The organism is Mycobacterium sp., from assembly GCF_002863225.1.
Classification (GTDB): Bacteria; Actinomycetota; Actinomycetes; order Mycobacteriales; family Mycobacteriaceae; genus Mycobacterium.
Window position 1 is genome coordinate 1 of sequence record NZ_PKEK01000063.1, and the last position, 21802, is coordinate 21802.

The 21802-nt window shown below is 67.3% G+C and carries 20 protein-coding genes and 1 pseudogene; 11 read left to right on the forward strand and 10 right to left on the reverse strand.

What is annotated here, in order from left to right:
* Both CYU59_RS19870 and CYU59_RS19875 read left to right on the forward strand, forming a co-directional pair.
* Positions 1 to 303: pseudogene (locus CYU59_RS19870) on the forward strand (NUDIX hydrolase); the annotation flags it as partial.
* 59 nt (positions 304 to 362) lie between these two features.
* Complete coding sequence (locus CYU59_RS19875) at positions 363 to 1709, forward strand: lipase family protein (protein WP_293001986.1); 1347 nt, start codon at positions 363 to 365, stop codon at positions 1707 to 1709.
* Here CYU59_RS19875 and CYU59_RS19880 read toward each other — a convergent pair.
* From CYU59_RS19880 to bioB, 3 genes are read right to left on the reverse strand one after another with little or no spacing between them, the layout of a single operon-like run.
* The gene (locus CYU59_RS19880) at positions 1704 to 2318 is read right to left on the reverse strand and encodes a DUF2567 domain-containing protein (protein WP_293001989.1); all 615 of its coding nucleotides are present in this window, start codon (positions 2316 to 2318) and stop codon (positions 1704 to 1706) included. The genes CYU59_RS19875 and CYU59_RS19880 overlap by 6 nt on opposite strands.
* 11 nt (positions 2319 to 2329) lie before the next feature.
* Positions 2330 to 2563, reverse strand: coding sequence for a hypothetical protein (locus tag CYU59_RS19885; protein WP_293001991.1), 234 nt, complete (start codon positions 2561 to 2563; stop codon positions 2330 to 2332).
* Between the two features lie 6 nt (positions 2564 to 2569).
* Positions 2570 to 3604, reverse strand: coding sequence for a biotin synthase BioB (gene bioB / locus CYU59_RS19890; protein ID WP_293001845.1), 1035 nt, complete (start codon positions 3602 to 3604; stop codon positions 2570 to 2572).
* A gap of 195 nt (positions 3605 to 3799) precedes the next feature.
* On the opposite strand from bioB, the gene CYU59_RS19895 reads away from it, so the two are divergent.
* The 4 genes from CYU59_RS19895 to CYU59_RS19910 all read left to right on the forward strand — a co-directional run bounded on the left by CYU59_RS19895 (position 3800) and on the right by CYU59_RS19910 (position 7670).
* Positions 3800 to 3979 carry a hypothetical protein gene (locus tag CYU59_RS19895; RefSeq protein WP_293001847.1) on the forward strand — a complete coding sequence of 60 codons (180 nt, stop codon included), beginning with the start codon at positions 3800 to 3802 and terminating at the stop codon, positions 3977 to 3979.
* An 84-nt stretch (positions 3980 to 4063) separates the two neighbouring features.
* Positions 4064 to 5956 carry a hypothetical protein gene (locus CYU59_RS19900; protein WP_293001849.1) on the forward strand — a complete coding sequence of 631 codons (1893 nt, stop codon included), beginning with the start codon at positions 4064 to 4066 and terminating at the stop codon, positions 5954 to 5956.
* A gap of 5 nt (positions 5957 to 5961) precedes the next feature.
* Positions 5962 to 6327 (forward strand): hypothetical protein, encoded by a 366-nt coding sequence (locus CYU59_RS19905; protein WP_293001851.1) that lies wholly within the window; start codon positions 5962 to 5964, stop codon positions 6325 to 6327.
* Positions 6324 to 7670, forward strand: coding sequence for a hypothetical protein (locus tag CYU59_RS19910; protein WP_293001853.1), 1347 nt, complete (start codon positions 6324 to 6326; stop codon positions 7668 to 7670). The genes CYU59_RS19905 and CYU59_RS19910 overlap by 4 nt, the downstream gene beginning before the upstream one ends.
* 4 nt (positions 7671 to 7674) lie before the next feature.
* Here the strand turns inward: CYU59_RS19910 and alsS are convergent, their stop codons facing one another.
* From alsS to fdhD, 3 genes are read right to left on the reverse strand one after another with little or no spacing between them, the layout of a single operon-like run.
* Positions 7675 to 9345 (reverse strand): acetolactate synthase AlsS, encoded by a 1671-nt coding sequence (alsS, locus tag CYU59_RS19915; RefSeq protein ID WP_293001855.1) that lies wholly within the window; start codon positions 9343 to 9345, stop codon positions 7675 to 7677.
* Positions 9346 to 9349: 4 nt separating this feature from the next.
* Positions 9350 to 10114: an acetolactate decarboxylase gene (gene budA, locus CYU59_RS19920; protein ID WP_293001857.1), complete on the reverse strand. Its 765-nt coding sequence runs from the start codon at positions 10112 to 10114 to the stop codon at positions 9350 to 9352.
* Complete coding sequence (gene fdhD, locus CYU59_RS19925) at positions 10104 to 10934, reverse strand: formate dehydrogenase accessory sulfurtransferase FdhD (RefSeq protein ID WP_293001859.1); 831 nt, start codon at positions 10932 to 10934, stop codon at positions 10104 to 10106. The genes budA and fdhD overlap by 11 nt, the downstream gene beginning before the upstream one ends.
* 65 nt (positions 10935 to 10999) lie before the next feature.
* On the opposite strand from fdhD, the gene CYU59_RS19930 reads away from it, so the two are divergent.
* Positions 11000 to 13285 carry an FdhF/YdeP family oxidoreductase gene (locus CYU59_RS19930; protein WP_293001861.1) on the forward strand — a complete coding sequence of 762 codons (2286 nt, stop codon included), beginning with the start codon at positions 11000 to 11002 and terminating at the stop codon, positions 13283 to 13285.
* Between the two features lie 67 nt (positions 13286 to 13352).
* Complete coding sequence (locus CYU59_RS19935) at positions 13353 to 14540, forward strand: NAD-dependent formate dehydrogenase (RefSeq protein WP_293001863.1); 1188 nt, start codon at positions 13353 to 13355, stop codon at positions 14538 to 14540.
* A 1-nt stretch (position 14541) separates the two neighbouring features.
* Here CYU59_RS19935 and CYU59_RS19940 read toward each other — a convergent pair whose 3' ends face one another.
* From CYU59_RS19940 to CYU59_RS19955, 4 genes are read right to left on the reverse strand one after another with little or no spacing between them, the layout of a single operon-like run.
* Entirely contained in the window at positions 14542 to 15051 is a 510-nt protein-coding gene (locus CYU59_RS19940; protein ID WP_293001865.1) for a 2'-5' RNA ligase family protein, read from the reverse strand.
* Positions 15051 to 15731 carry a dethiobiotin synthase gene (gene bioD, locus CYU59_RS19945; RefSeq protein WP_293001867.1) on the reverse strand — a complete coding sequence of 227 codons (681 nt, stop codon included), beginning with the start codon at positions 15729 to 15731 and terminating at the stop codon, positions 15051 to 15053. The genes CYU59_RS19940 and bioD overlap by 1 nt, the downstream gene beginning before the upstream one ends.
* Positions 15728 to 16876, reverse strand: coding sequence for an 8-amino-7-oxononanoate synthase (locus CYU59_RS19950; RefSeq protein WP_293001869.1), 1149 nt, complete (start codon positions 16874 to 16876; stop codon positions 15728 to 15730). Before CYU59_RS19950 ends, bioD begins: the two co-directional genes overlap by 4 nt.
* A 4-nt stretch (positions 16877 to 16880) precedes the next feature.
* On the reverse strand, positions 16881 to 18218 hold the full coding sequence (locus tag CYU59_RS19955; protein ID WP_293001871.1) for an adenosylmethionine--8-amino-7-oxononanoate transaminase: 1338 nt from the start codon (positions 18216 to 18218) through the stop codon (positions 16881 to 16883).
* A gap of 90 nt (positions 18219 to 18308) precedes the next feature.
* Between CYU59_RS19955 and CYU59_RS19960 the strand changes: the two genes are divergently transcribed.
* From CYU59_RS19960 to CYU59_RS19970, 3 genes are all read left to right on the forward strand, one after another.
* Positions 18309 to 18752: a hypothetical protein gene (locus tag CYU59_RS19960; RefSeq protein ID WP_293001873.1), complete on the forward strand. Its 444-nt coding sequence runs from the start codon at positions 18309 to 18311 to the stop codon at positions 18750 to 18752.
* Between the two features lie 285 nt (positions 18753 to 19037).
* Positions 19038 to 19544 (forward strand): NlpC/P60 family peptidoglycan-binding protein RipD, encoded by a 507-nt coding sequence (gene ripD, locus CYU59_RS19965; protein WP_293001875.1) that lies wholly within the window; start codon positions 19038 to 19040, stop codon positions 19542 to 19544.
* Positions 19545 to 19613: 69 nt separating this feature from the next.
* The gene (locus CYU59_RS19970) at positions 19614 to 21767 is read left to right on the forward strand and encodes an acyltransferase family protein (protein ID WP_293001877.1); all 2154 of its coding nucleotides are present in this window, start codon (positions 19614 to 19616) and stop codon (positions 21765 to 21767) included.
* Positions 21768 to 21802 lie beyond the last annotated feature (35 nt).

A 21802-nucleotide genomic window follows, 5' to 3' on the forward strand; every position in this document is an offset into this window, starting at 1 on the left:
GTCGAGCACGCCCGCACCCGCCTGGTCGCCAAGATGTCCTACACCAACATCGGATTCGCCTTGGCGCCCGACGAATTCGTCATGTCAACGTTGCGAGACATCTACAGCGCCGCGTTGGACTACCAAGTCGACACCACCAATCTCCAGCGCGTGCTGACCCGCCGGGGCGTCATCACGCCGACCGGCACCGTCGCGCAGTCCGGCCGCAGCGGTGGCCGACCGGCCGCCTTGTACCGATTCACAGATTCCCAGTTGCGCGTCACCGACGAGTTCGCGGCGCTGCGACCTCCCGGTTTGGGGTGACCTCCACGACTCACCGGTCGGCCAACTGGATTCTTAAAGCGTTCTTAAGCAAGAATGCCCTGATGGACATTGGCAACCTTGCGAGCGCAGTCGAAACCGGTGCGGAATGGATCGGTCGTGCGCCCCACGAGGAACTGCAGGCCAAAGCGCGTCCCAAACTGCCGATCGACGACCCGTTCTACCAGCCACCACCGGGATTCCAGCATGCCGAACCCGGAACCGTGCTGCGTTCGCGTGACGTCGAGCTGGCCTTCCTCGGCCTGGTCCCGCAGCGGATCATGGCGACCCAGCTGCTGTACCGGACCACCGACATGAACGGCCAGCCGGAGGCGACGGCGACGACGGTGCTCGTGCCGAGCGACGCCAGCCCCGAGCGGCCCTGTCCGGTGCTGTCGTATCAGTGCGCGATCGACGCCGTGTCGTCCCGCTGCTTCCCCTCCTACGCACTGCGGCGGCGGGCGAACGCGCTGGGCTCGCTGGCCCAGCTGGAGTTCCTGCTGATCGCCGCCGCGCTGGCCGAGGGTTGGGCGGTCTCGATACCCGACCACGAGGGTCGAACCGGGATGTGGGGCGCGCCATTCGAGCCGGGCTACTTCATTCTCGACGGCGTCCGGGCCGCGCTGAGCTCTGAACGGCTGGGCCTGTCCGCATCGGCGCCGGTCGCCCTGTGGGGTTACTCCGGCGGTGGGCTCGCGACGGCGTGGGCCGCCGAGCTGTGCGCCGACTACGCACCCGAGATCGACATCGTGGGCGCGGTACTCGGCTCGCCGGTTGGCGACCTCGGCCACACCTTCCGTCGACTGAACGGCACGTACCTGGCCGGTCTGCCGGCCATGGTGATCGCCGCGCTGATGCACGTCTACCCCGACTTGAACCGGGTGATCCAGGAGCACGCCAGCGAGGAGGGCCGGGTGCTACTCCAGCGACTGGAGAGCATGACGACGGTCGGGGCGGTGCTACGAATGGTCAAGAAGGACGTCGGCGTATACCTCGACCGCCCGCTCGAAGAGATCTTGACCATGCCCGAGGTGCAGCACGTGTTCGACAGCATTCGGCTGGGCGCCAAAGCGCCCACACCGCCGGTGCTGATCGTGCAGGCCGTGCACGACTACCTGATCGACGTCGAGGACATCGACCGGCTGGCCGACGCGTACTCGGCCGGTGGCGCCGACGTCACCTACCATCGCGACGCCTTCAACGAGCACCTGCTGCTGCACCCGCTGTCGGCGCCGATGGCGTTGCGCTGGTTGCAGGACCGCTTCGCTCGCCGCCCGTTGAGCGACCATCTCATCAGGACGAAGTGGCCGACCATGTTCAACCCGACGACCTACGTCGGCATGGCTCGACTGGCCGTCATCGCGGCCAAGGTCATCACCGGCAAGTCCGTGCATCGCCGTCCGCTATGATGGTGTCGCAGTGACACTTTCGGTTCGCGGATACGGCGTGTCGACGGGCGGGTAACCGCCGAGGTCGTCGCGGGCGGTCGCCGCCGCCGGCACCGCGTACACCAGGGCCGCCGTCGCCGCGGGCAGTAGCAGCGTGCAGGCGATCTGCAGTCGCGAGGTGCCGAAGAATACCGGCGGCGCCTGCGTGAAGTACCGCAGCGGGTGGTCGTGAGTCAGCGGCAGCGTTGCGAAATTCACTGTGCCATAACGTAAATGGGCGACGTACACGCCGATGCCGACGGCGGCGCCAGCGGCAGCGACCATGCCCGCGCACAACGCGACCACCATCTCGGGTCCGCGGTGGGCCCGCCACTGCCAGGCCAGCACCGCCGCCACCGCGGCGACCGCATTGAGCAGCCCGAGGATCAGAAACGCGGCGACAAAGAAGTGATCGGACTCAGGGCCCAGATAGTCGTGGAGTCGCTCGTCGCTGCGGGTCAACACCACCACGCCCTTGACCGACGGCGCCAGCCACGCCCACAGGCCACCCACCAGGACACCCACCGGAAGCAGGCTCACCGCGACGGTGACGGCGGCCCGACGGCGCGAAATCCGGGGCACGCCGGCCATTTTCGCACCCGTCACCGGCGCGCCTCCAACTCCGAGGAGTCGACCAGCCCGTGCCGCGAACACTTGGCCCACCAGCCGTCGGGACGAACCTGGACCACCATTCTGCGGCCGCAGTCGGCGCAGTAACGCGGCGGCTCGAGACCCAGCTGGGCGGCGGTCGGGATCGCGGCGCCGTCGGCCGACGGTGTCCCGGTGTAGACGTTGTAGACGCCGGCCCCGACCGGTGCCGGCAGATCGTGGACCATCACGTTCTACAGGCTGGCGTTCAGCGCCTTGATCGGCATCTGCAGATCATCGAGCAACTCCAGATCGGCCTCGGCGGGACGCCCCAGCGTGGTCAGGTAGTTGCCGACGATCACCGCGTTGATGCCGCCCAGGATGCCTTGCTTGGCGCCCAGGTCGCCGAGGGTGATCTCGCGGCCACCGGCGAACCGCAACATGGTTCGCGGCAGGGCCAGCCGGAACGCGGCCACCGCCTTGAGCGCCTCGCTGGCCGGCAGCACCTCCAGGTCGCCGAACGGAGTGCCCGGGCGCGGGTTGAGGAAGTTCAGCGGCACCTCATCCGGGTCGAGCTCGGCCAGGTTGGCAGCAAACTCAGCGCGCTGCTCGAGGGTCTCACCCATGCCGAGGATGCCGCCGCAGCACACCTCCATGCCGGCCTTGCGGACCATCGACAGCGTCTCCCAGCGCTCCTCCCAGGTGTGGGTGGTCACGACGTTGGGGAAGAAGGAGCGGGCGGTCTCCAAGTTGTGGTTGTAGCGGTGCACACCCATCTCGGCGAGCCGCTCCACCTGCTCGGCGCTCAGCATGCCCAGCGAGCAGGCGATCTGGATGTCGACCGCGTCGCGGATGGCCTCGATACCGGCGGCCACCTGCGCCAGCAGCCGCTCGTCCGGTCCACGCACCGCGGCCACGATGCAGAACTCGGTAGCTCCGGATTTGGCGGTCTGTTTGGCCGCCTCGACCAGGCTGGGAATGTCGAGCCAGGCGCTGCGCACCGGCGAGGCGAACAGGCCCGATTGCGAGCAGAAGTGACAGTCTTCCGGGCAGCCACCGGTCTTCAGGCTGATGATGCCTTCCACCTCGACCTCGGGGCCGCAGTGCGCCATCCGGACTTCGTGCGCCAGCGCCAGCAGCTCTTCGAGCCGCTCGTCGGGCAGCTGCAGCACTTCGAGCACCTGCTGCCGGCTCAGCCCCTCGCCGCGCTCGAGCACTTGCCGACGAGCCGTCGCCAGGATGTCGGTGCTGTCGGTGTCGGATGTCGACCGAGTCGCCGCCTGAGTCACCAGCTACTCCTTAGTTCTTGGTGTTTGTCCGGCCCGTGCGTGCGGGCTGCAGACTGTCCCGGCCTCACACAACCGGCGTCGAACCGTGCCCAGGCTAGGCTAGCGGTGTGCACCTGCACAAACGTCATGTGGTCGCCCCGGCCTGGTCTGGGTACCCGACCCCGGTAGACAGCGGACGTTCGGGAGCGATCGAAAATGGCCAGTGCACATGTCCACTACGTAGCTCACCACTGGCTGCTGCTCGCCGGGCCGGCGTTCCTGCCGGCCGTGGTCGTGGTGGGCGTCGTGCTCTACGTCGCGATCAAAGACCGGCGCACACCTGACGATTCCGGTCCCACCCTCGTCCCGGACCCGGCCGACGACAACCAGGACTGAAAACACGCCGACAGCAAATCCGCTGAAGTTTGAGCGTGGGTCCCACAGGTTACCTACCCTTGGGTAAGTTAAGCGCCCGTAACAATGTCGGGCGGGCCGGCGCATGTGGGAGGTATCACGGTGGATTTGACACTTCTTGCGGCTGAGCCACCGGCGCGCGGCGCCGGCCTCAACCAGGTCATCGGACTGACGATCGCCGCGGGGATCATCGGCGCGGGGCTGCTGTATGTGGGGTGGGCGCATCGCACTCATCGGATCACCTGGCTGAACACCGTGGCCACGCGGCTGGGAGACAAGTTCAACCGCCCGCCGTGGGTCGCGCTGACCATCTTGGTCTTTACGACGTCGATCATCTGCGCGTTGTTCGGCTTCATCTGGGATGTCAGCTGGCACATCGGAAATGGCCGCGACCCCGGTCCGCTGGCGAACCCAGCGCACTACTTCATCATCATCGGCCTGTTCGGAATCTTTCTGGCCGGCGCAATCGCAGTGGTCCTGCCTTACGACAAGCCCGGCCCGGCCGCGGTACGAATCACACGCAACTGGTACGCCCCGGTGGGTGGTTTGCTGATGGCCGCGTGCGGCATGTACGCGATGATCGGCTTCCCGCTCGACGACATCTGGCACCGCGTTTTCGGTCAAGATGTAACGCTGTGGGGGCCAACCCATCTGATGATGATCGGCGGCGCCAACTTCTCGCTGTTCGCGGTCCTGATGTTGGAGTACGAGGGAGCCCGGGACCTCGAGGAGACGCCGACCGACGGTCCGCCGGTTCGTAACGACCGCCCCTTCGTGAAGGGCCTGCGTTACCTCTCGGCGGGCGGCCTCCTGATCGGCATGTCGGTCTACCAGATCGAATTCGACTTCGGCGTACCGCAATTCCGATTGGTGTTCCAGCCGATGCTGATCGCGGCCGCAGCCGCGATCGGGTGCATCGTCGCCCGCATGACGCTCGGCAAAGGCGCGGCCGTCATTGCCGCGTTGTTCGCGATCGCGCTGCGCGGCGGCGTCGCGCTCATTGTCGGCCCGATACTCGGTGCACCGATCAACTGGTTCCCGCTGTATCTGGGCCCGGCCCTGGTCGTCGAATTGGTCGCGCTCACACCGCTGTTCAAACGGCCGATCCTGTTCGGTGCGGTGTCGGGCCTGGGTATCGGCACGGTCGGACTTTGGCTCGAATCGCTGTGGGTCGGACGCGTTTACCACTACCCGTGGCCGGTGGATCTCTGGCGGGAGGCCCTCCCGACCGCGGTACCGGTCGCGATCGGCATCGGCGTGTGCGCCGCGTTGCTCGGAATGGTGTTGACCAGTCAACGCCTGCCGGGACGTGCGTTCGGCATCACCGCGGTCGCGTTGACGGTGCTCGTCATCGGCGGCACCGTCGCCAACGGTCTGCACATCCACGTCCCGAAGCAGGACAGCGCCACCGTCAAGTTGACCGACCTGCCCAGCCCGCAAGGGCAGCGGCTGGTGTCGGCGGACGTCCAGCTGAACCCGCCCGATCTGGCCGGCAAGCACCCGGACTGGGTCACCATTCTGGGGTGGCAGGGCAAGATGGAGAACCACCGTGGGCTGGTGATCAACCGACTGAAGGAGGTCGGGCCGGGTCACTACGTGTCCACGGAACCAATTCCGGTGTGGGGTGATTGGAAGACCCTGCTGCGGGTGCACGACGGGCGCGATCTGGCCGCGGTACCGATCTGGGCACCGGCTGACGCCGCAATCCCCGTGCCGGAGATACCGGTGTTGAGCAACGGCACCCGAAACTTCGCTTTCGAGGTCTCGATTCTGCAGCGCGAACGGGATCCGGGTGTTCCTGCCTGGCTGTTCACCGCGGGTGGAATCGTGGTGCTGTTCTTCACGCTGAGCGTGATCACCGCGCTCACCTGGGGTGCCGGACGCATCAACAATTCCGAGATCGCCCCCAACGAGCCCGGCGAGGAGGCCGTCGAGCACTCGCCTCCGCGAGCAGCGTGACCGCGTTGACGCAGATTCGCACAGCACTTGTCTCCCTTGCAGTTTCGACGCTGGTGCTCGGCCTGGCGGGGTGCGGTGGCGAATCGAAACCGCCTGGCAGTGCCGGCCTGACGGTCGACATCGTCATCGCGCACGGTCAGGTGACCCCGGCCAACGCGACGCTGCAGGTAACGGTCAAGCAGCCGATCACGTTGCACGTCACCAGCGATGTCGCTGACGAGTTGCACGTGCATTCGGTGCCCGACCACAAGTTCGAGGTCGCCGCGGCGGCCAATCAGACGTTCCAGTTCAGCGTCGACGTGCCGGGCAGTGTCGACGTCGAACTCCACCATCTCGACCGGACCGTCGCCACCATTCATGTGAATCCGTGACCGAACCACACGTCCTGGCCCACGGCCTCGGCGGGTCGAGCGATCTGCCGGTGCCGTATGCCTTTTCGGTGATCGGCGCCGCGTGGGCGCTGACGTTCACGTTCGCGTTGGTCGCGTTCGCCTGGAAGCGGCCCCGGTTTGATCCGGGCAACCCGACCCGCCCGCTGCCGGCGGCGTTGACGGCGTTCGTGGACTCGCGCATCACCCGCGGTGTAGCTGCGGTCGGCACGTTGGTGTTCACCGCGTGGGTGCTGATGGCGGGCTTGTTCGGACCGCAGACGTCGGGCAACGCACTGCTCGGCGTGTTCTATGTGTTGCTGTGGGTGGGACTGGTGGTGGTCTCACTGCTGGTCGGGCCGGTATGGCGGGTGATCTCACCGGTCCGCACGGTATTTCTACTGCTGCAGCGGATTACACCCGCGCCGCGGTGGTCCTACCCGGAGTCGTGGGGCTACCGGCCGGCGGCCCTGGGCCTGTTCGCGTTCGTGTGGCTAGAGTTGGCCAGCCCCAATCCCGCCGCGCTGCCGTGGGTCAGGACGTGGCTGCTGGTCTACGCGGTGGTGCTGTTGGTGGGCGGGTGGCTGTGCGGGCAGCGCTGGTTCGCCCGCGCGGATCCGTTCGGGGTGTACAGCATGGCCGTATCGCGGCTCTCGCCGTTCCGCCGCGACGCGAAAAGCGGGCGGATAGGCATCGGCAACCCGTTCGATCATCTGTTGTCGCTGCCGATTCGGCCGGGGATCGTCGCGGTGCTGGCGGTGCTGCTCGGCTCGACCGCGTTCGACAGTTTCTCGTCGTCGACGACGTGGCGCAATTTCTCGGACAGCCTCACGCGTTCGGTTCACGGTGTGCCGGTGGTAGTCACGTCGTCCGCACTGCGGACCGTCGGGCTGCTGGTGTTCATCGCCGTGGTGGCGACGACCTTCTCGCTGGCGGCGCGCGCCAGCGGTGGTCTCGAGCGTGATCGGCGTCGCGCATTGCCGGGCCAGTTGGCCCACTCACTGATCCCGATCGTGGTGGGCTACATCTTCGCGCATTACCTGTCGTATCTCGTCGAGCGCGGTCAGCAGGCGATCTTCGCGCTGGCCGATCCGCTCGGCAAAGACTGGAATCTACTGGGGCTGGGTCATTTACACGTCGCCTACGTGTTGTCGCAGCATCCGACGGTGCTGGCCGTGGTCAAGGTGACCTCAGTGGTCACCGGACACATCGTCGCGGTGATCGCGGCGCATGACAAGGCGCTGCGGCTGCTGCCGAAAGGCCACCAGCTCACCGGCCAGCTCACCATGATGCTGGTCATGGTCGGCTACACGTTCACCGGGCTTTATCTGCTCTTCAGCGCCTGACCGCTCATTCCAGGACGTCGTCATGCAGTTCGGCGAACAGTTCGGCGTTGCGACTGTAGTCGACGAGCACATCGATGATCGTCACTCCCGGCTCGGTCAGGGCTGTTGTGACAGCCCGCTCGAAATCGGCCAGGCTGCTGACCCGAATACCTTTGGCGCCGAACGCCGCAGCGTAATGAATGACGTCGTAGTCACCCAGCCGCACGCCGGAGGCACGGCCGTATTTCAGCTCCTCTTGGAACTCGACCATGTTGTAGGCGTTGTCGCGCATGATGATGTGAACGAGACTCAACCCCAGCCGGGTCGCGGTCTCCAATTCCTGTGCGCTGAACAGGAATCCACCGTCACCGGACACCGATACCACCGGTGTGCCGGGTCGCACCAGCGCGGCGGCCATTGCCCACGGCAGCGCGACACCAAGGGTCTGCTGGCCGTCGGAGAACAGCAACCGGCGCGGCTGGTAGACCCGAAAGTGTCGGGCCATGTAGATGTACAGCGACCCCACGTCGCAGGCGACGGTCGCGTCGTCGTCGAGGAGGTCACGCAGTTTGAGCACTAAGGCGGCGGGGTTGACCCCGTTCTCGGTCTGCGAACTGCGCCGGGCCTCTTCGTCGATCCTCGACAGCACCGCACGCTGTTCCGCGACACGCTCACGCACGTCGTCGCCGAGCCGCAGCCCCGCCAGCGCCCGGGTCAACTCGGTCAGGGTCGCGGCGATGTCACCCCGCAATTCGAGCGCGGGCTGATAGTGGTTGTCGATGTCGGCGGGCAGCTCGTCGAGGTGGATCAACGCGCGACGGGGATCCGGATTCCACAGCCGCGGATCGTACTCGACCGGGTCGAAGCCGACCGTCACCAAGACGTCGGCGTGACTGATGACGATGTCGCCGGGCTGGTTGCGGAACATTCCGACGCGACCGACGAAATGGTCCTCGAGTTCACGGGAGACCACCCCGGCCGCCTGGAAGGTCTCGACGACCGGCAGGTCGGTGACGGCGAGTAACTCGCGAAGCGCCGCGCACGCGGCCGGTTCCCCCGCCCGGACACCGACGAACAACACCGGGCGCCTCGCATCGTGAATCAGGTTCACGGCCTCGGCAATTCGGTCTGAGGGAGCGGGCCCCAACGCCGGGACCGGAGTCGGCTCGACGGCCGCCGCCGACGTCAGCGCGGACTGTACGTCGGCGGGCAGCACGACGGCGGCGGCGCCGTACGGCTGGGTGAGTGCGCTGCGGATGGCGTTGGCAACGGTTTCGGAGACGCTGTCCGGGTCGTCGACCTCGCCGGTGTATTTCGTGAACGGTCGCAGTGCGGCAACGGCATCCATCGATTGATGGGTGTGCTTGAGCCGGTCGGACCGTTGCACGGCACCGCAGATCGCTACCATCGGGTCCTGCTCGGTGTTGGCCGTGATCAGACCCGTGGCCAGGTTGGTGGTGCCCGGGCCCGACGTCACCAGAGCGACGCCGGGTGTCCCGGTGAGTCGGCCGACCGCGGCGGCCATGAACGCCGCGTTCTGTTCGTGACGACAGACGATCAACTCGGGTCCGCCGTCCAGCAACGCGTCGTAGACGGCGTCGACCTTGGCGCCCGGTACGCCGAAGATGTACCGGATGCCGAAGGCGGTGAGCGTGTCGACCACCCGCTGGGCTGATCGCACCTCGTCGTTGGTCAATTCGCTACCCCTCGGTGCGGCGGATCTGGTCGTCGGCGTCCGGCCGGTTCAGTTCGGCGGCAAGGAATTCCGGGGTGCTCGGCAGGCTCAGGTGCAGGTCGGACCGCACGCTGATCTCGACCCGCCCGCGGGTCAGGTCGTAATCGAGGGCGTGTCCCCCGTGACGCCGGTCGTCGTCGATGAAATGCGAGTGGTATCCCGCCACCGAGACGCCCTGCTCGTAGTCGGGCATCCGGAATCCGGCCAGTGTCCCGCTCACCGACCGGAAGGTCACTTCCTGCTGGTCTCGGGTGGCTTCGGCGAAGGGCGGGTATGGCCGGTGCTGCTCGGTGACAGTGCGGGTGCGGATCACTGAGAAATCGCCGGTAACCCGCACCGCGACAATCAAATTCGTACTCGGCAGGGACTGGTCGATCCGCTCTTTGAGTCCGGCGCGATCGACCGGCTCGGACACCTCGAACGAATGATCGGCGTCGAACCAGGTGACCACGGCGAACGGAGTGCACTGATCCGGCTCGGCGGGGTGGGCGCTGCCGTCGCCGCGCAGCTGATAGCAGGTCCCGTCGAGCACCAGCATTTCGCCGTCCAGGCCGTTGAAGGTGCCCAGACCGAAGTCGCCGTGTCGCAACAGCTCTCGGATGGTCACGGCACCGTCGTAGACGCCGTCGAGCAGAGCGCCCATCGTCGAGGTCTGATACACCTCGCTGCCGTGCCGATGGGTGATCAGCGCGTGCAACCAGTCGCGCAAGCGACCCGAATCAGCGGCCATCGATGACCCGGTCTGGTCGCGAGTAGATGTTCATCGAGTCGCCACGCAGGAAAGCGACCAACGTCAGGCCCGATTCGCACGCCAGGTCGACCGCCAGCGAGGACGGCGCCGACACCGCGGCCAGCATCGGAATACCCGCCATCACCGCCTTCTGGGTCAGTTCGAACGAAGCCCGCCCACTCACCAGCAACACGGCAGTCTCCAGCGGTATCCGATCGTTCTCCAGCGCCCAGCCGATCACCTTGTCGACCGCGTTGTGCCGGCCGATGTCTTCACGTGCCGCCAGCAATACGCCGTCGGCGTCGAACAGCGCCGCACCGTGCAGGCCTCCGGTGGTGGCGAACACCTTCTGTGCGCCCCGCAGTCGATCGGGCATGGACGTCAAGGCGTCCGCGGTGACGCGTAGGACGTGATCGCCGACCGGGTAGCGGCTGCTGAGTCGCACCGCGTCCAGTGATGCTTTGCCGCACACTCCGCACGACGAGGTGGTGTAGAAGTTCCGGGTCACGTCGGTGTCGGGTGCGGGCACCGACGATTCCAGCGTGATGTCGAGGACGTTGTAGGTGTTGAGTCCGTCGGGGCCGGCGCCGCTGCAGTAACGAATGGCCGCCACGTCGTCACGGCGCGCAATGACACCTTCGGTGAGCAGAAACCCTTGCGCCAATTCGAAATCCGAACCCGGTGTCCGCATCGTCACCGTGATCGGCCTGCCGTCGACCCGGATCTCGAGCGGCTCTTCCACGACGAGGGTTTCCGGCCGCCGTACGGTTGTCTCGGCGCTCAAGTGCCGGACTGGCCGACGTGCGGTAACCCGACCCATCCTGCGAGCGTATCCAACTCAGAGCGCGGCGTTATGCTGAGCGTCTACCCGAGCAGACGGATCCGATGAGCACAGAGCATTCGAGTGACGAGAATCTGAAAGTCACTCCCCCGAAGCAATGGGCAACTGGCGTACCCGGCGTCCTGCATGCCGTGCAGTACTCGCTGGAGGAGACCTCGCCGCGCCGCGCCGCGATCAATCTGCTGGCCATCAATCAGACGAACGGCACCGACTGTCCGGGATGTGCGTGGCCCGAGCCCGATGCCGGGCACCGGCACATCAACGAATATTGCGAAAACGGCGCCAAGCACATCAACGACGAGGCGACGACCAAGCGGATCACCCGGGAGTTCTTCGCCGAGCACTCCATCCCGCGTCTGCTGGCCGAGTCCGACATGTGGCTCAACCAGCAGGGCCGGCTGACCGAGCCGATGATCAAGCGGCCGGGATCCGAGTACTACGAGCCGATCGGTTGGGACGACGCGTTCGAGGTGCTCTCCACGCACCTGCGCGAACTCGACTCTCCCGACGAGGCGCTGTTCTACACCTCGGGGCGGGTCAGCAACGAGGCGGCGTTCCTGCTGCAGTTGTTCGCGCGGGTCCTGGGCACCAACAACCTTCCCGACTGCAGCAACATGTGCCACGAGTCCAGCGGATCCGCACTGCAAGAGACGCTCGGGATCGGTAAAGGCAGCGTCAGCCTGGACGACATCCACGAAGCCGACCTGGTGTTCGCCGTCGGCATCAACCCCGGCACCAACATGCCGCGGATGCTGTCCGCGCTCGAGGAGACCAAGCGAAACGGCGGACAGGTCATCGCGATCAACCCGCTGCCGGAGGCCGGCCTGATCCGGTTCAAGAACCCGCAGAAGGTGCGCGGAATCATCGGTCGCGGAACGACAATCGCCGACCAGTTCTTGCACATCAGGCCAAACGGCGACCTCGCGCTGTTCCAGGCGGTGAACGCGTTGCTGCTCCAGGCCGAGGCCGCCGCGCCCGGGACGGTGCTCGACCGCGAGTTCATCGACGCCAACACCACCGGCTTCGCGGCGTTCGCCGATCATCTGGCAGAGATCTCCTGGCCGGAGATCGAGGCGACGACGGGGCTTGCCCGCGAGGAGATCGAGCAGGTCGTCGAGCGGGTCCTGGCCAGCAAGAAGGTGATCGTCTGCTGGGCGATGGGAATCACCCAGCAGAAATACGGGGTCGCGACGATCCGCGAGATCGTGAATTTCCTGATGCTGCGCGGGAACCTCGGCCGCCCGGGAGCAGGTGTCTGCCCGGTGCGCGGACACAGCAACGTCCAGGGTGACCGCACGATGGGGATCTGGGAACGGATGCCCCAGTCGTTCCTGGATGCGCTGGAGCGTGAATTCGGATTCACCCCTCCCAGCCGGCACGGCCTGGACGCCGTCAACGCCATTCGCGCGATGCGGGACGGTCAGGCGAAGGTCTTCGTCGGCTTCGCCGGCAACTTCGTGCGCGCCACTCCCGACAGCGAATTGACCGAGCAGGCGATGAAGGCCTGCACGCTGACCGCGCACGTCTCGACGAAACTCAACCGCTCGCACGCGGTCTGCGGTGAGACGGCGCTGATCCTGCCGACCCTGGGCCGCACCGACCGCGACGTGCAGGCCACCGGGGAACAGTTCGTCACGGTGGAGGACTCGATGAGCATCGTCCACCAGTCGCATGGCCGGCTCAGCCCGCCATCGGAGCACCTGCTCAGTGAGGTGGCGATCATCTGCCGCCTGGGCCGGCGCACCGTCGGCGACCGGCCCGGGTTTCACTGGGAAGACTTCGAGAGTGACTACGATTCGATCCGCGACCGAATCTCACGGGTGGTCAACGACTTTGACGACTTCAACGCCCGGGTTCGCAAACCCGGCGGCTTCCGGCTGCCCAACCCGGTCAACGAGCATCGCTTCCCGACGCCGTCGGGCAAGGCGGTGTTCACCTGCAACACCTTCGAGCGCGTCCGGCCGCCAGAAGGGCATCTGATCCTGCAGACGATGCGCTCCCACGATCAGTGGAACACCGTGCCTTACGCCCTCGACGACCGCTACCGGGGTATCCACAACGGCCGCCGGGTAGTGCTGATCAACCCCGCGGACATCGACCAGTTGGGCTTGGCGGACCGCCAGCTCGTCGACATGATCAGCACCTGGGACGACGGAATCGAACGGCGCGCCAAAGGGTTTCGCGTAGTGGCGTATCCGGCCGCGCGCGGCTCAGCAGCGTCCTATTACCCCGAAACCAATGTGCTGGTACCGTTGGACAGCGTCGCGGAGGTCAGCAACACCCCGACGTCGAAGGGTGTCTTCGTCCGGTTCGAGCCGGCAGCCGACTGAGCACCACGTCGTTCATAGAACTTGAGCCGCAACGGTTTTGGGTTCTGACGTGTCAAAGGAGACTGTCATGGCCAAGGTTTTGCTGGTGCTGTACCCGGATCCGGTCGGTGGCTATCCCCCGGCATATGCGCGCGACGGCATCCCGGCCATCCACGGTTATCCGGATGGCCAGACCCTGCCCAACCCGTCTGCCATCGACTTCACCCCCGGCGAGCTGCTGGGCTGCGTATCGGGCGCGCTGGGGCTGCGGGACTTTCTGTCCGCCGGAGGCCACCAACTGATCGTGACCTCAGACAAGGAGGGGCCCGATTCCGAGTTCGAGCGGGAGCTGCCTGACGCCGATGTGGTTATCTCGCAACCGTTTTGGCCCGGCTATCTGACCGCCGAGCGGATCGCCAAGGCCACCAATCTGAAGCTGGCACTGACCGCGGGGATCGGCTCGGACCACGTCGATCTCGACGCCGCCATTGCTCGCGGGATCACCGTCGCCGAGGTCACGTTCTGCAACAGCATCAGTGTCGCCGAGCATGCGGTGATGCAGATACTCACACTGGTCCGCAACTTCGTTCCGTCGCATCAGTGGACGGCCGACGGCGGCTGGAATATCGCCGACAGCGTCGAGCGCGCCTACGACGTCGAGGGAATGGACGTCGGGGTGATCGCCGCCGGTCGCATCGGTCAGGCTGTGCTGCGGCGGATGGCCCCATTCGAGGTCAACCTGCACTACACCGACACCCGACGACTGCCGGAGGACCTCGAGCAGCGGTTGGGCGTCACCTACCACCCCGACGCCGCGTCGCTGGTTCGCGCGGTCGACGTGGTGTCGATCCATGCGCCGCTGCATCCGCAGACCTACCGCCTGTTCGACGAGAAACTGCTGGCGTCCATGCGCCGCGGCTCCTACATCGTCAACACCGCGCGGGCCGAGATCTGCGTGCGCGACGCGGTGGTGGCCGCACTGGAGAGCGGACAACTGGCGGGTTACGCGGGCGACGTGTGGTACCCGCAACCCCCGCCCGAGGACCACCCGTGGCGCACGATGCCGAACAACGCGATGACCCCGCACATCTCCGGGACGACGTTGTCCGCGCAAGCCCGCTACGCCGCGGGGACCCGCGAGATTCTGGAGAACTTCTTCGCCGGCACGCCGATTCGCGACGAATATCTGATCGTGTCCGGCGGCGCACTCGCCGGTACCGGCGCGACGTCCTACACCGCGGGGGGCGCTGCGAGCCCGGGCAGCAGCGGTACCTGAGTCAGCCGATCGGATATTCGACGCGTTCGGTGCCGTCCCAGCGGCGCAGGCCGGCGAGGTGCCCCACGATCTCGGTGGGTTGACCCGCTATCTGCAGCACCGGGCCCACCTGGGCGCTCTCGACCCGACGGGCCAGCGTGACATGGGCGGTCCACTGCCCGGGCAGGCTGTGCGGCAGCGGACCTGGCAGCAGGTGCGGGCCGCAGACGCGGAGTACGTCGGCGTGCAACTCCAGGAGTTCGGCCGTCGGAACGATGAGCCGGGCCAGCACCGCGTTGGAGTGGCCGAACAGCAGCGGCGCCCCGACCTCGCACCGCACCGGTAGCCGCTGCGCTATCGGACACAGGAGTTCGTCCACGTCTGGCGAAATCCGTTCGGCCACGGCGACTGTCACATGAGGGCGGCCCGCCGGCATGCGGCTCGGCAGATCCGCCCCGGCCAAGTCGTCCCAGATCCGGCGCAGGGTCGCTTCGGTATCGGGATCGAAGAGCAGCTCGACCGAATGCGCCATCAGCGGAGCAGACCGGTCACCCAGTCGCGGTCGAAAGCGTGCACGCTCATCGCGACGAACTCGGCGGTGCTCAGCTGTCCGGCCCCGGCGGGCAGGGCCGCACGCATCGGCCCCAGGCGCACCAGCGCGGACCTGTTCGACGCCTCGACCACGCCGGGCGGCAACTGCCAGTTGCCGATCACCAGGCCGGCGAACGCAAGCTTTTGGGCCGCAAGCGATTCCAACGTCAGCGCGGTGTGGTTGAGGGTGCCCAGCTCGGCCGAGGTGACCACCAGCACCGCGGCGTCGAGGTCGGCAGCGAGATCCCGCAACGTCACGCCACCGTGGGCAAGCTCGACGAGTAAGCCGCCGGCGCCCTCTACCAGCGTCAACTGACCCGGATGATCAACGGCGCGAATGAGTTTGAGCATCGTGTCTTTGCTGGGCAACGAACGCCCGGCCTGCTCCGCGGCCGCCAGTGGCGCCATCGGCTCCGGGTAGCGGGCCAGCCCGACCACCTTGTTGATCCCGGTCAACCGGGTGACCTCGGCGAGGTCGTCATCCCCGGCGGCGATCCCGGTCTGCACCGGCTTGCACACCGCTACGGCCAGACCCGCCTGCCGGGCGGCAGCGGCCAGGGCCGCGGTGGCGATGGTCTTGCCGACCCCGGTCCCGGTCCCGGTGACGACCAGGACCGTCAACGCCGGGCCGCGGCCAGCACGTCGGTCAACACCGCGCGGGCCAGCTCGAGGTCGTCGTGGTCCAGCGACGCACGCGCGGTCAGGCGCAGCCGCGAGGTGCCGACCGGCACGGTCGGCGGGCGGAAACACCCGACCCGGACACCGGCGTCCAGGCAGGCCGTCGCGGCGGCCAGCGCCACTTCCGGCTCGCCGAGAATCACCGACACCACCGCCGACTGCGGCAGCTGCCGCACGCCGCAGATCTCTGCCAGGGTGGCGGCATGGCGCAGCACCGCCGCGGGCCGCCACGGCTCGGACCGCAGGACCTCCAGCGCGGCCAGCGCGGCACCGGCCGCGGCAGGCGCCAGACCGGTGTCGAAGATGAAGGGACGGGCCGCGTCGATCAGGTGATCGCGGACTGCGGTCGATCCCAGCACCGCGCCGCCCTGGCTGCCGAACGCCTTCGACAGCGTCGTGGTCATCACCACATCGGGCGCACCTGCCAAGCCCACCTCGTGCAGCAGACCACGCCCGCCAGTGCCTCGCACACCCAACCCGTGGGCTTCGTCGACGATCAGCAGCGCCCGGTGCCGGCGGCACACGTCGTGCAGCCGGCGCAGCGGAGCCAACGCGCCGTCGGTGGAGAACACCGACTCGGTGATGACCACCGCGCGCTCCTCGACGCGCGCACCCAGCGCGACGTCGACCGCGTCGACGTCGCGGTGCGGCGTCACCACCACCCTGCCGCGTGACAGCCGGCAGGCATCGACCAGCGACGCATGCGACAACGCGTCCGACACCAGTAGCGAGCCGGGGCCCGAGAGCCCGACCACCGCGCCCTGGTTCGCGGTATACCCGGACGAGAACACCAAACCTGCTGCAGCACCGGTGAATTCGGCCAGTCGAGTTTCCAGCTCTTCGTGCAGCGACGTGTTGCCGGTGACCAGCCGCGAGCCGGTGGCGCCGGCACCCCAGGTGCGCAGCGCGTCCACGCCGCCCTCGATGACGTCCGGGTGCTGCGAGAGGCCGAGGTAGTCGTTGGACGCCAGGTCGAGCTCGGCCGCGACCGCCGGCCGCAGGCGCAGCGCACGCCGCAGCCCGGCCTGCCGGCGCTGCTCGGCATGCGCCTCCAGCCAGGCCAACGGGGACGTCTCGATCTGCGTCATCGCGCTAAATCCTACGAGAACCGGTGAGCCGGGCGACCTCCACCATCGCCGAGGTGACCTGCGCGATCTCCGCCGGCGTGCTGATGTAGGGCGGCATCGCGTAGACCAGATTGCGGAACGGCCGCAGCCAGACGCCGCGATCCAGTGCCGCGGGCGTGGCGACGGCGAGGTCGACCGGACGGTCGCACTCGATGACTCCGATGGCACCGCGCACCCGGACGTCGACCACCCCGGGCAGCCCCCGCGCCGATTCCAGCCCGGCAGCCAGTCCGGCGCCGATCTCGGCGACGGTGGCCCGCCAATCCTGGCCGAGCAGCAGTTCCACCGCCGCGACCGAGACCGCGCAGGCCAGCGGGTTGGCCATGAACGTCGGACCGTGCATCAGCGCGCCGGCCTCGCCGTTGCTGATCGTGCGGGCGACCTCGGCGGTGCACAACGTGGCGGCCAGGCTGAGATAGCCGCCGGTCAGGGCCTTGCCGACGCACATGATGTCCGGGCTGACCCCGGCGTGGTCGGCGGCGAACAGTTCCCCGGTGCGACCGAACCCGGTGGCGATCTCGTCGAAGATCAACAGCACGCCGTGCCGTCGGCAGATGTCGCGCAGCTCGGTCAGGTAACGGGGATCGTGAAACCTCATCCCGCCGGCACCCTGGACGACCGGCTCGACCACCACGGCGGCCAGCTCGGCGGCATGCTCGGCCAGCTGGGCCTCGAACGCGGCGACGTAGGCCGGGAGGTAATCGCTGGGCACCTGCGGTGCGAATACCTGCGGCGTCAGCACCGACTCCTGTCCCGAAGCCCACAGCTCGTGCATGCCGCCCTCGGGGTCGCAGATGCTCATCGGGGTGAAGGTGTCGCCGTGGTATCCCCCGCGCCACGTCATCAGCCGCCGCTTGCCGGGTTGTCCGAGGCCGCGCCAGTACTGCAGCGCCATTTTCACGGCGACCTCCACCGACACCGAACCGGAGTCGCAGAAGAACACCGTGTCCAGGCCGGCCGGAGTGATGTCGACGAGCAGCTGGGCCAGCCGCGCCGCCGGTTCGTGGGTGAGCCCGCCGAACATGACGTGACTCATCGTGGCCGCCTGACGCCTGACGGCCTCGTCGAGCTCTGGGTGGCCGTGCCCGTGGATCGCGGTCCACCAGGAGCTCATCGCGTCGATCGCCTGCATCGGCCGACCGTCTCGGACCAGCGTCAACCAGACCCCGCGGGCACCGACGGCAACCACCGGTGGCACCGCTTCGGCGCCGATCGTGCTGTACGGGTGCCAAAGGTGAGCCGCATCGATCGCGCTGATCTGCTCGGGCGTGAGCCCGGGAGTCGACGCGGCCCGGGAAGTCATAGAGAACGAGGGTAAAGCAGCGCGGCCGAGCGCCGACGAGCTCCGGGTTCGGTCGCAGAAACGCCGGGCATCCGGCAGCATTGAGCCACCATGGCTTCGCCGCAGCAGTCCGACGACCCGTCCCACGCCGATCACGACGACGCTCCGCCGCGTGTACTGCGACTGCGGCTGGTCCCGTGGGACGTCGCGTCACTGTTTCTGCTGCTGGCCTTGCTGGCCACGCTTGCCTTCGGAACCAATTGGTATTCAAGGCTTTTCGGTTTCCTCAAGGAAGTCTGCGTCGGGGATTGCCCACCCGCGCCGTTCGGCGTCGACTACTACATCTATCCGGTGGTGTGGGGTGGGATCGGGGCCGCGGTGGCCGCAGCGGTGCTCGGGCCGCTGGTCTCCCTGCTCAAGGGTTGGTACCTGTCCTTCTGGCCACCGCTGGCCATCGCGCTCGTTCTGTTCGCCTCGACCGCCGGCACGGCGCTGACCGACTTCAGCAGCACCTACTGGCATGGCGGAAACGGGACCGTCGAGTCCCCCGAGTGAGAGCGAAATCACAACTGCGGGCGAGGATTTGGCGCCTGCACCGCTCTGCGATCACTGTTCGGTCACGTTAAGACAAAAAATCCCGCTCAGAGCCGCGATCAGGTGGCTCGCCGGACCGTTTGTTGCCACAGTGGTGCTAGTGACTGTTGTGAATTCAGCGGTTCACCACGCGGGGCGGCGCGGCCCCCTACGGGGGCGGGCCGGCGCATCGGCCCGCAGGGTGGATCGGCGGAATGCGGCAGAGGCGTGAAGTCACCGCGCCGAAGCCGCGGAGAGGTGATCAACATGAAGCGCAGCTTCGCTGTCCCGTTCAGCCTGGCCCTGCTGTTGACGCTGCCGATGGTCAATCCGCACATCGCAAGCGCCGACCCGACCGGCCCCACCCTGGTCGGCTACCAGCAGACCACCAGCTACGCGATTCAGCGCGCTCTGTCACAGCGCAATGTGCCCTTCCTCTACGGCGGCGGCAACGCCGCCGGGCCCACCCGCGGCACCGGGCTGAAGGCCGACGTGGTGGGCTTCGACGCCTCCGGCCTGATTCAGTACGCCTACGCCGGGGCCGGCGTGAAGATGCCCCGGACGTCAGCGGAGCAGTGCGCGGTCGGACGCAAGGTCGCACCCGCACAGGCGCGCCCCGGTGATCTGCTCTGCTACGGGCCGGGCGGCACCCAGAGCGTCGCGATGTACCTCGGGAACAACCAGATGATCGAGGCCACCGAGCCCGCCGTCGTAGTCACCGCGGCACGCACCAGCGGGATGACCCCGTACCTGACTCGCATCCTGGAGTCCTGACCTCACGGGTCTCCGGCCGAATTCGGGAACGCGCGTCGGCCAACGGGTTAGGTAGATTGTCTGTCAATCATGACGATCTTCCCGACCCGCTCGGCCGACGCGGACGCTGTGCAGTCAGCGCAGCACGCGACGGAAAGCCGGGCCAGTTTCTACCGCCACGATCTCGACGGATTGCGTGGCATCGCCATCGCTCTCGTGGCGATGTTCCACGTGTGGTTCGGCCGGGTTTCCGGTGGTGTCGATGTGTTCCTCGCGCTGTCCGGCTTCTTCTTCGGCGGGAAACTGCTGCGGGCGGCGCTCAATCCGACGGCCTCACTGGCGCCCCTGCCCGAGGTTGTCCGGCTGGTGCGCCGACTGCTGCCGGCGCTGGTGGTGGTGCTGGCCGCTTGTGCGGTGCTGACCATCCTGATCCAGCCGGAGACGCGCTGGGAGACGTTCGCCGACCAGAGTCTCGCCAGCCTCGGCTATTACCAGAACTGGGAGCTGGCCAGCACGGTCGCCGACTATCTGCGAGCCGGGGAGTCGGTCAGCCCGCTGCAGCACATCTGGTCGATGTCGGTGCAGGGCCAGTTCTACATCGCGTTCCTGGCGCTGGTGTTCGGCCTGGCTTATTTGTTACGACGTCGGTTGGGCGAGCGGCTGCGCCCCATGTTCGTGGTCGTGCTCAGCACGCTGGCGATCGCCTCGTTCGTCTACGCGATCTTCGCCCACCAGGCCAGCCAGGCGGTGGCGTACTACAACAGCTTCGCCCGCGCGTGGGAGTTGCTGCTGGGAGCGTTGGTCGGGGCGCTGGTCCCCTACATCCGGTGGCCGTTGTGGTTGCGCACCACGGCCGCCACGATCGCCTTGGTGGCCGTGCTGTCCTGCGGCGCGCTGATCGACGGCGTCCGGCAGTTCCCCGGCCCGTGGGCGCTGGTCCCGGTGGGAGCGGCGGTGTTGTTCATTCTGGCGGGTGCCAACCGGGCTGAGGGTGTGCCGTTGCCGCTCCCCAACCGGTTGATGGCGACGGCGCCGCTGGTGCGGCTCGGGGAAATGGCATACGCGCTGTATCTGTGGCATTGGCCGCTGCTGATCTTCTGGCTGGCCTACACGGGTCATGCCCACGCCAACGTCGTCGAGGGCACCGCGGTGCTGCTGGTCTCGGGTGTTCTGGCGTACCTGACCAACCGGTACATCGAGGAGCCGCTCCGCCAACGCAAAGCCGGCAACGCCGCACCCGAGACGGTGGTCGTGGTGCCCTGGCGGACCCGGCTGCGTCGCCCGACCATGGTGTTGGGCTCGGTGATCGGACTCTTGGGCGTCACGCTCACGGCGACGGCGTTCACCTGGCGCGAGCACGTCAGCGTCGAACGCGCCAGCGGGAAAGAGCTGACCGCTCTGAGTTCCCACGACTATCCCGGCGCCCGCGCCTTGATCAAACACGTGCGGGTGCCGGCCCTGCGGATGCGACCCACCGTGCTCGAGGCCCAGACCGACTACCCGCCGTCCACCCGTGACGGCTGCATCAGCGACTTCAAGAACACCGATGTGCTCAAGTGCAGCTACGGCGACCGGAACGCCCCGCGGACCATCGCGCTGGCCGGCGGTTCGCATGCCGAGCACTGGCTGACCGCATTGGACATCCTGGGACGCCGCTACCACTTCAAGGTGACGACGTACCTGAAGATGGGCTGCGCGCTGTCGACCGAGAAGATGCCGCGGGTGATGGGCAACAACGACCCCTACCCCGAGTGCGCCGAATGGGTGCCCAAGGCGATGGCGGCGGTGGTGGCCGACCACCCGGACTTCGTCTTCACCACCTCGACCCGGCCGTGGAACATCAAACCCGGTGACGTGATGCCCGGCACCTACGTCGGGATCTGGCAGACCTTCTCCGACAACAACATTCCGATCCTGGCCATGCGCGACACTCCCTGGCTGGTCAAAGACGGCCAGCCGTTCAACCCCTCGGACTGCCTGGCCAAGGGTGGCGACGCGGTGTCGTGCGGCATCAAGCGCTCGGATGTGCTCGCCGACCGCAATCCCACCCTGGATTGGGTCGAGCAGTTCCCGATGCTCAAGCCGCTGGACATGAGCGACGCGGTCTGCCGAGCCGACATCTGCCCGGCCGTCGAGGGAAACGTGTTGGTATATCACGACGCTCATCACCTGTCCGCGACCTACATGCGAACCATGACCAATGAGCTGGGCCGTCAACTCGGTCCCGCCACCGGTTGGTGGTGACTGCACGGCGGCCTGAACCGGCCGCCACTAAGGTC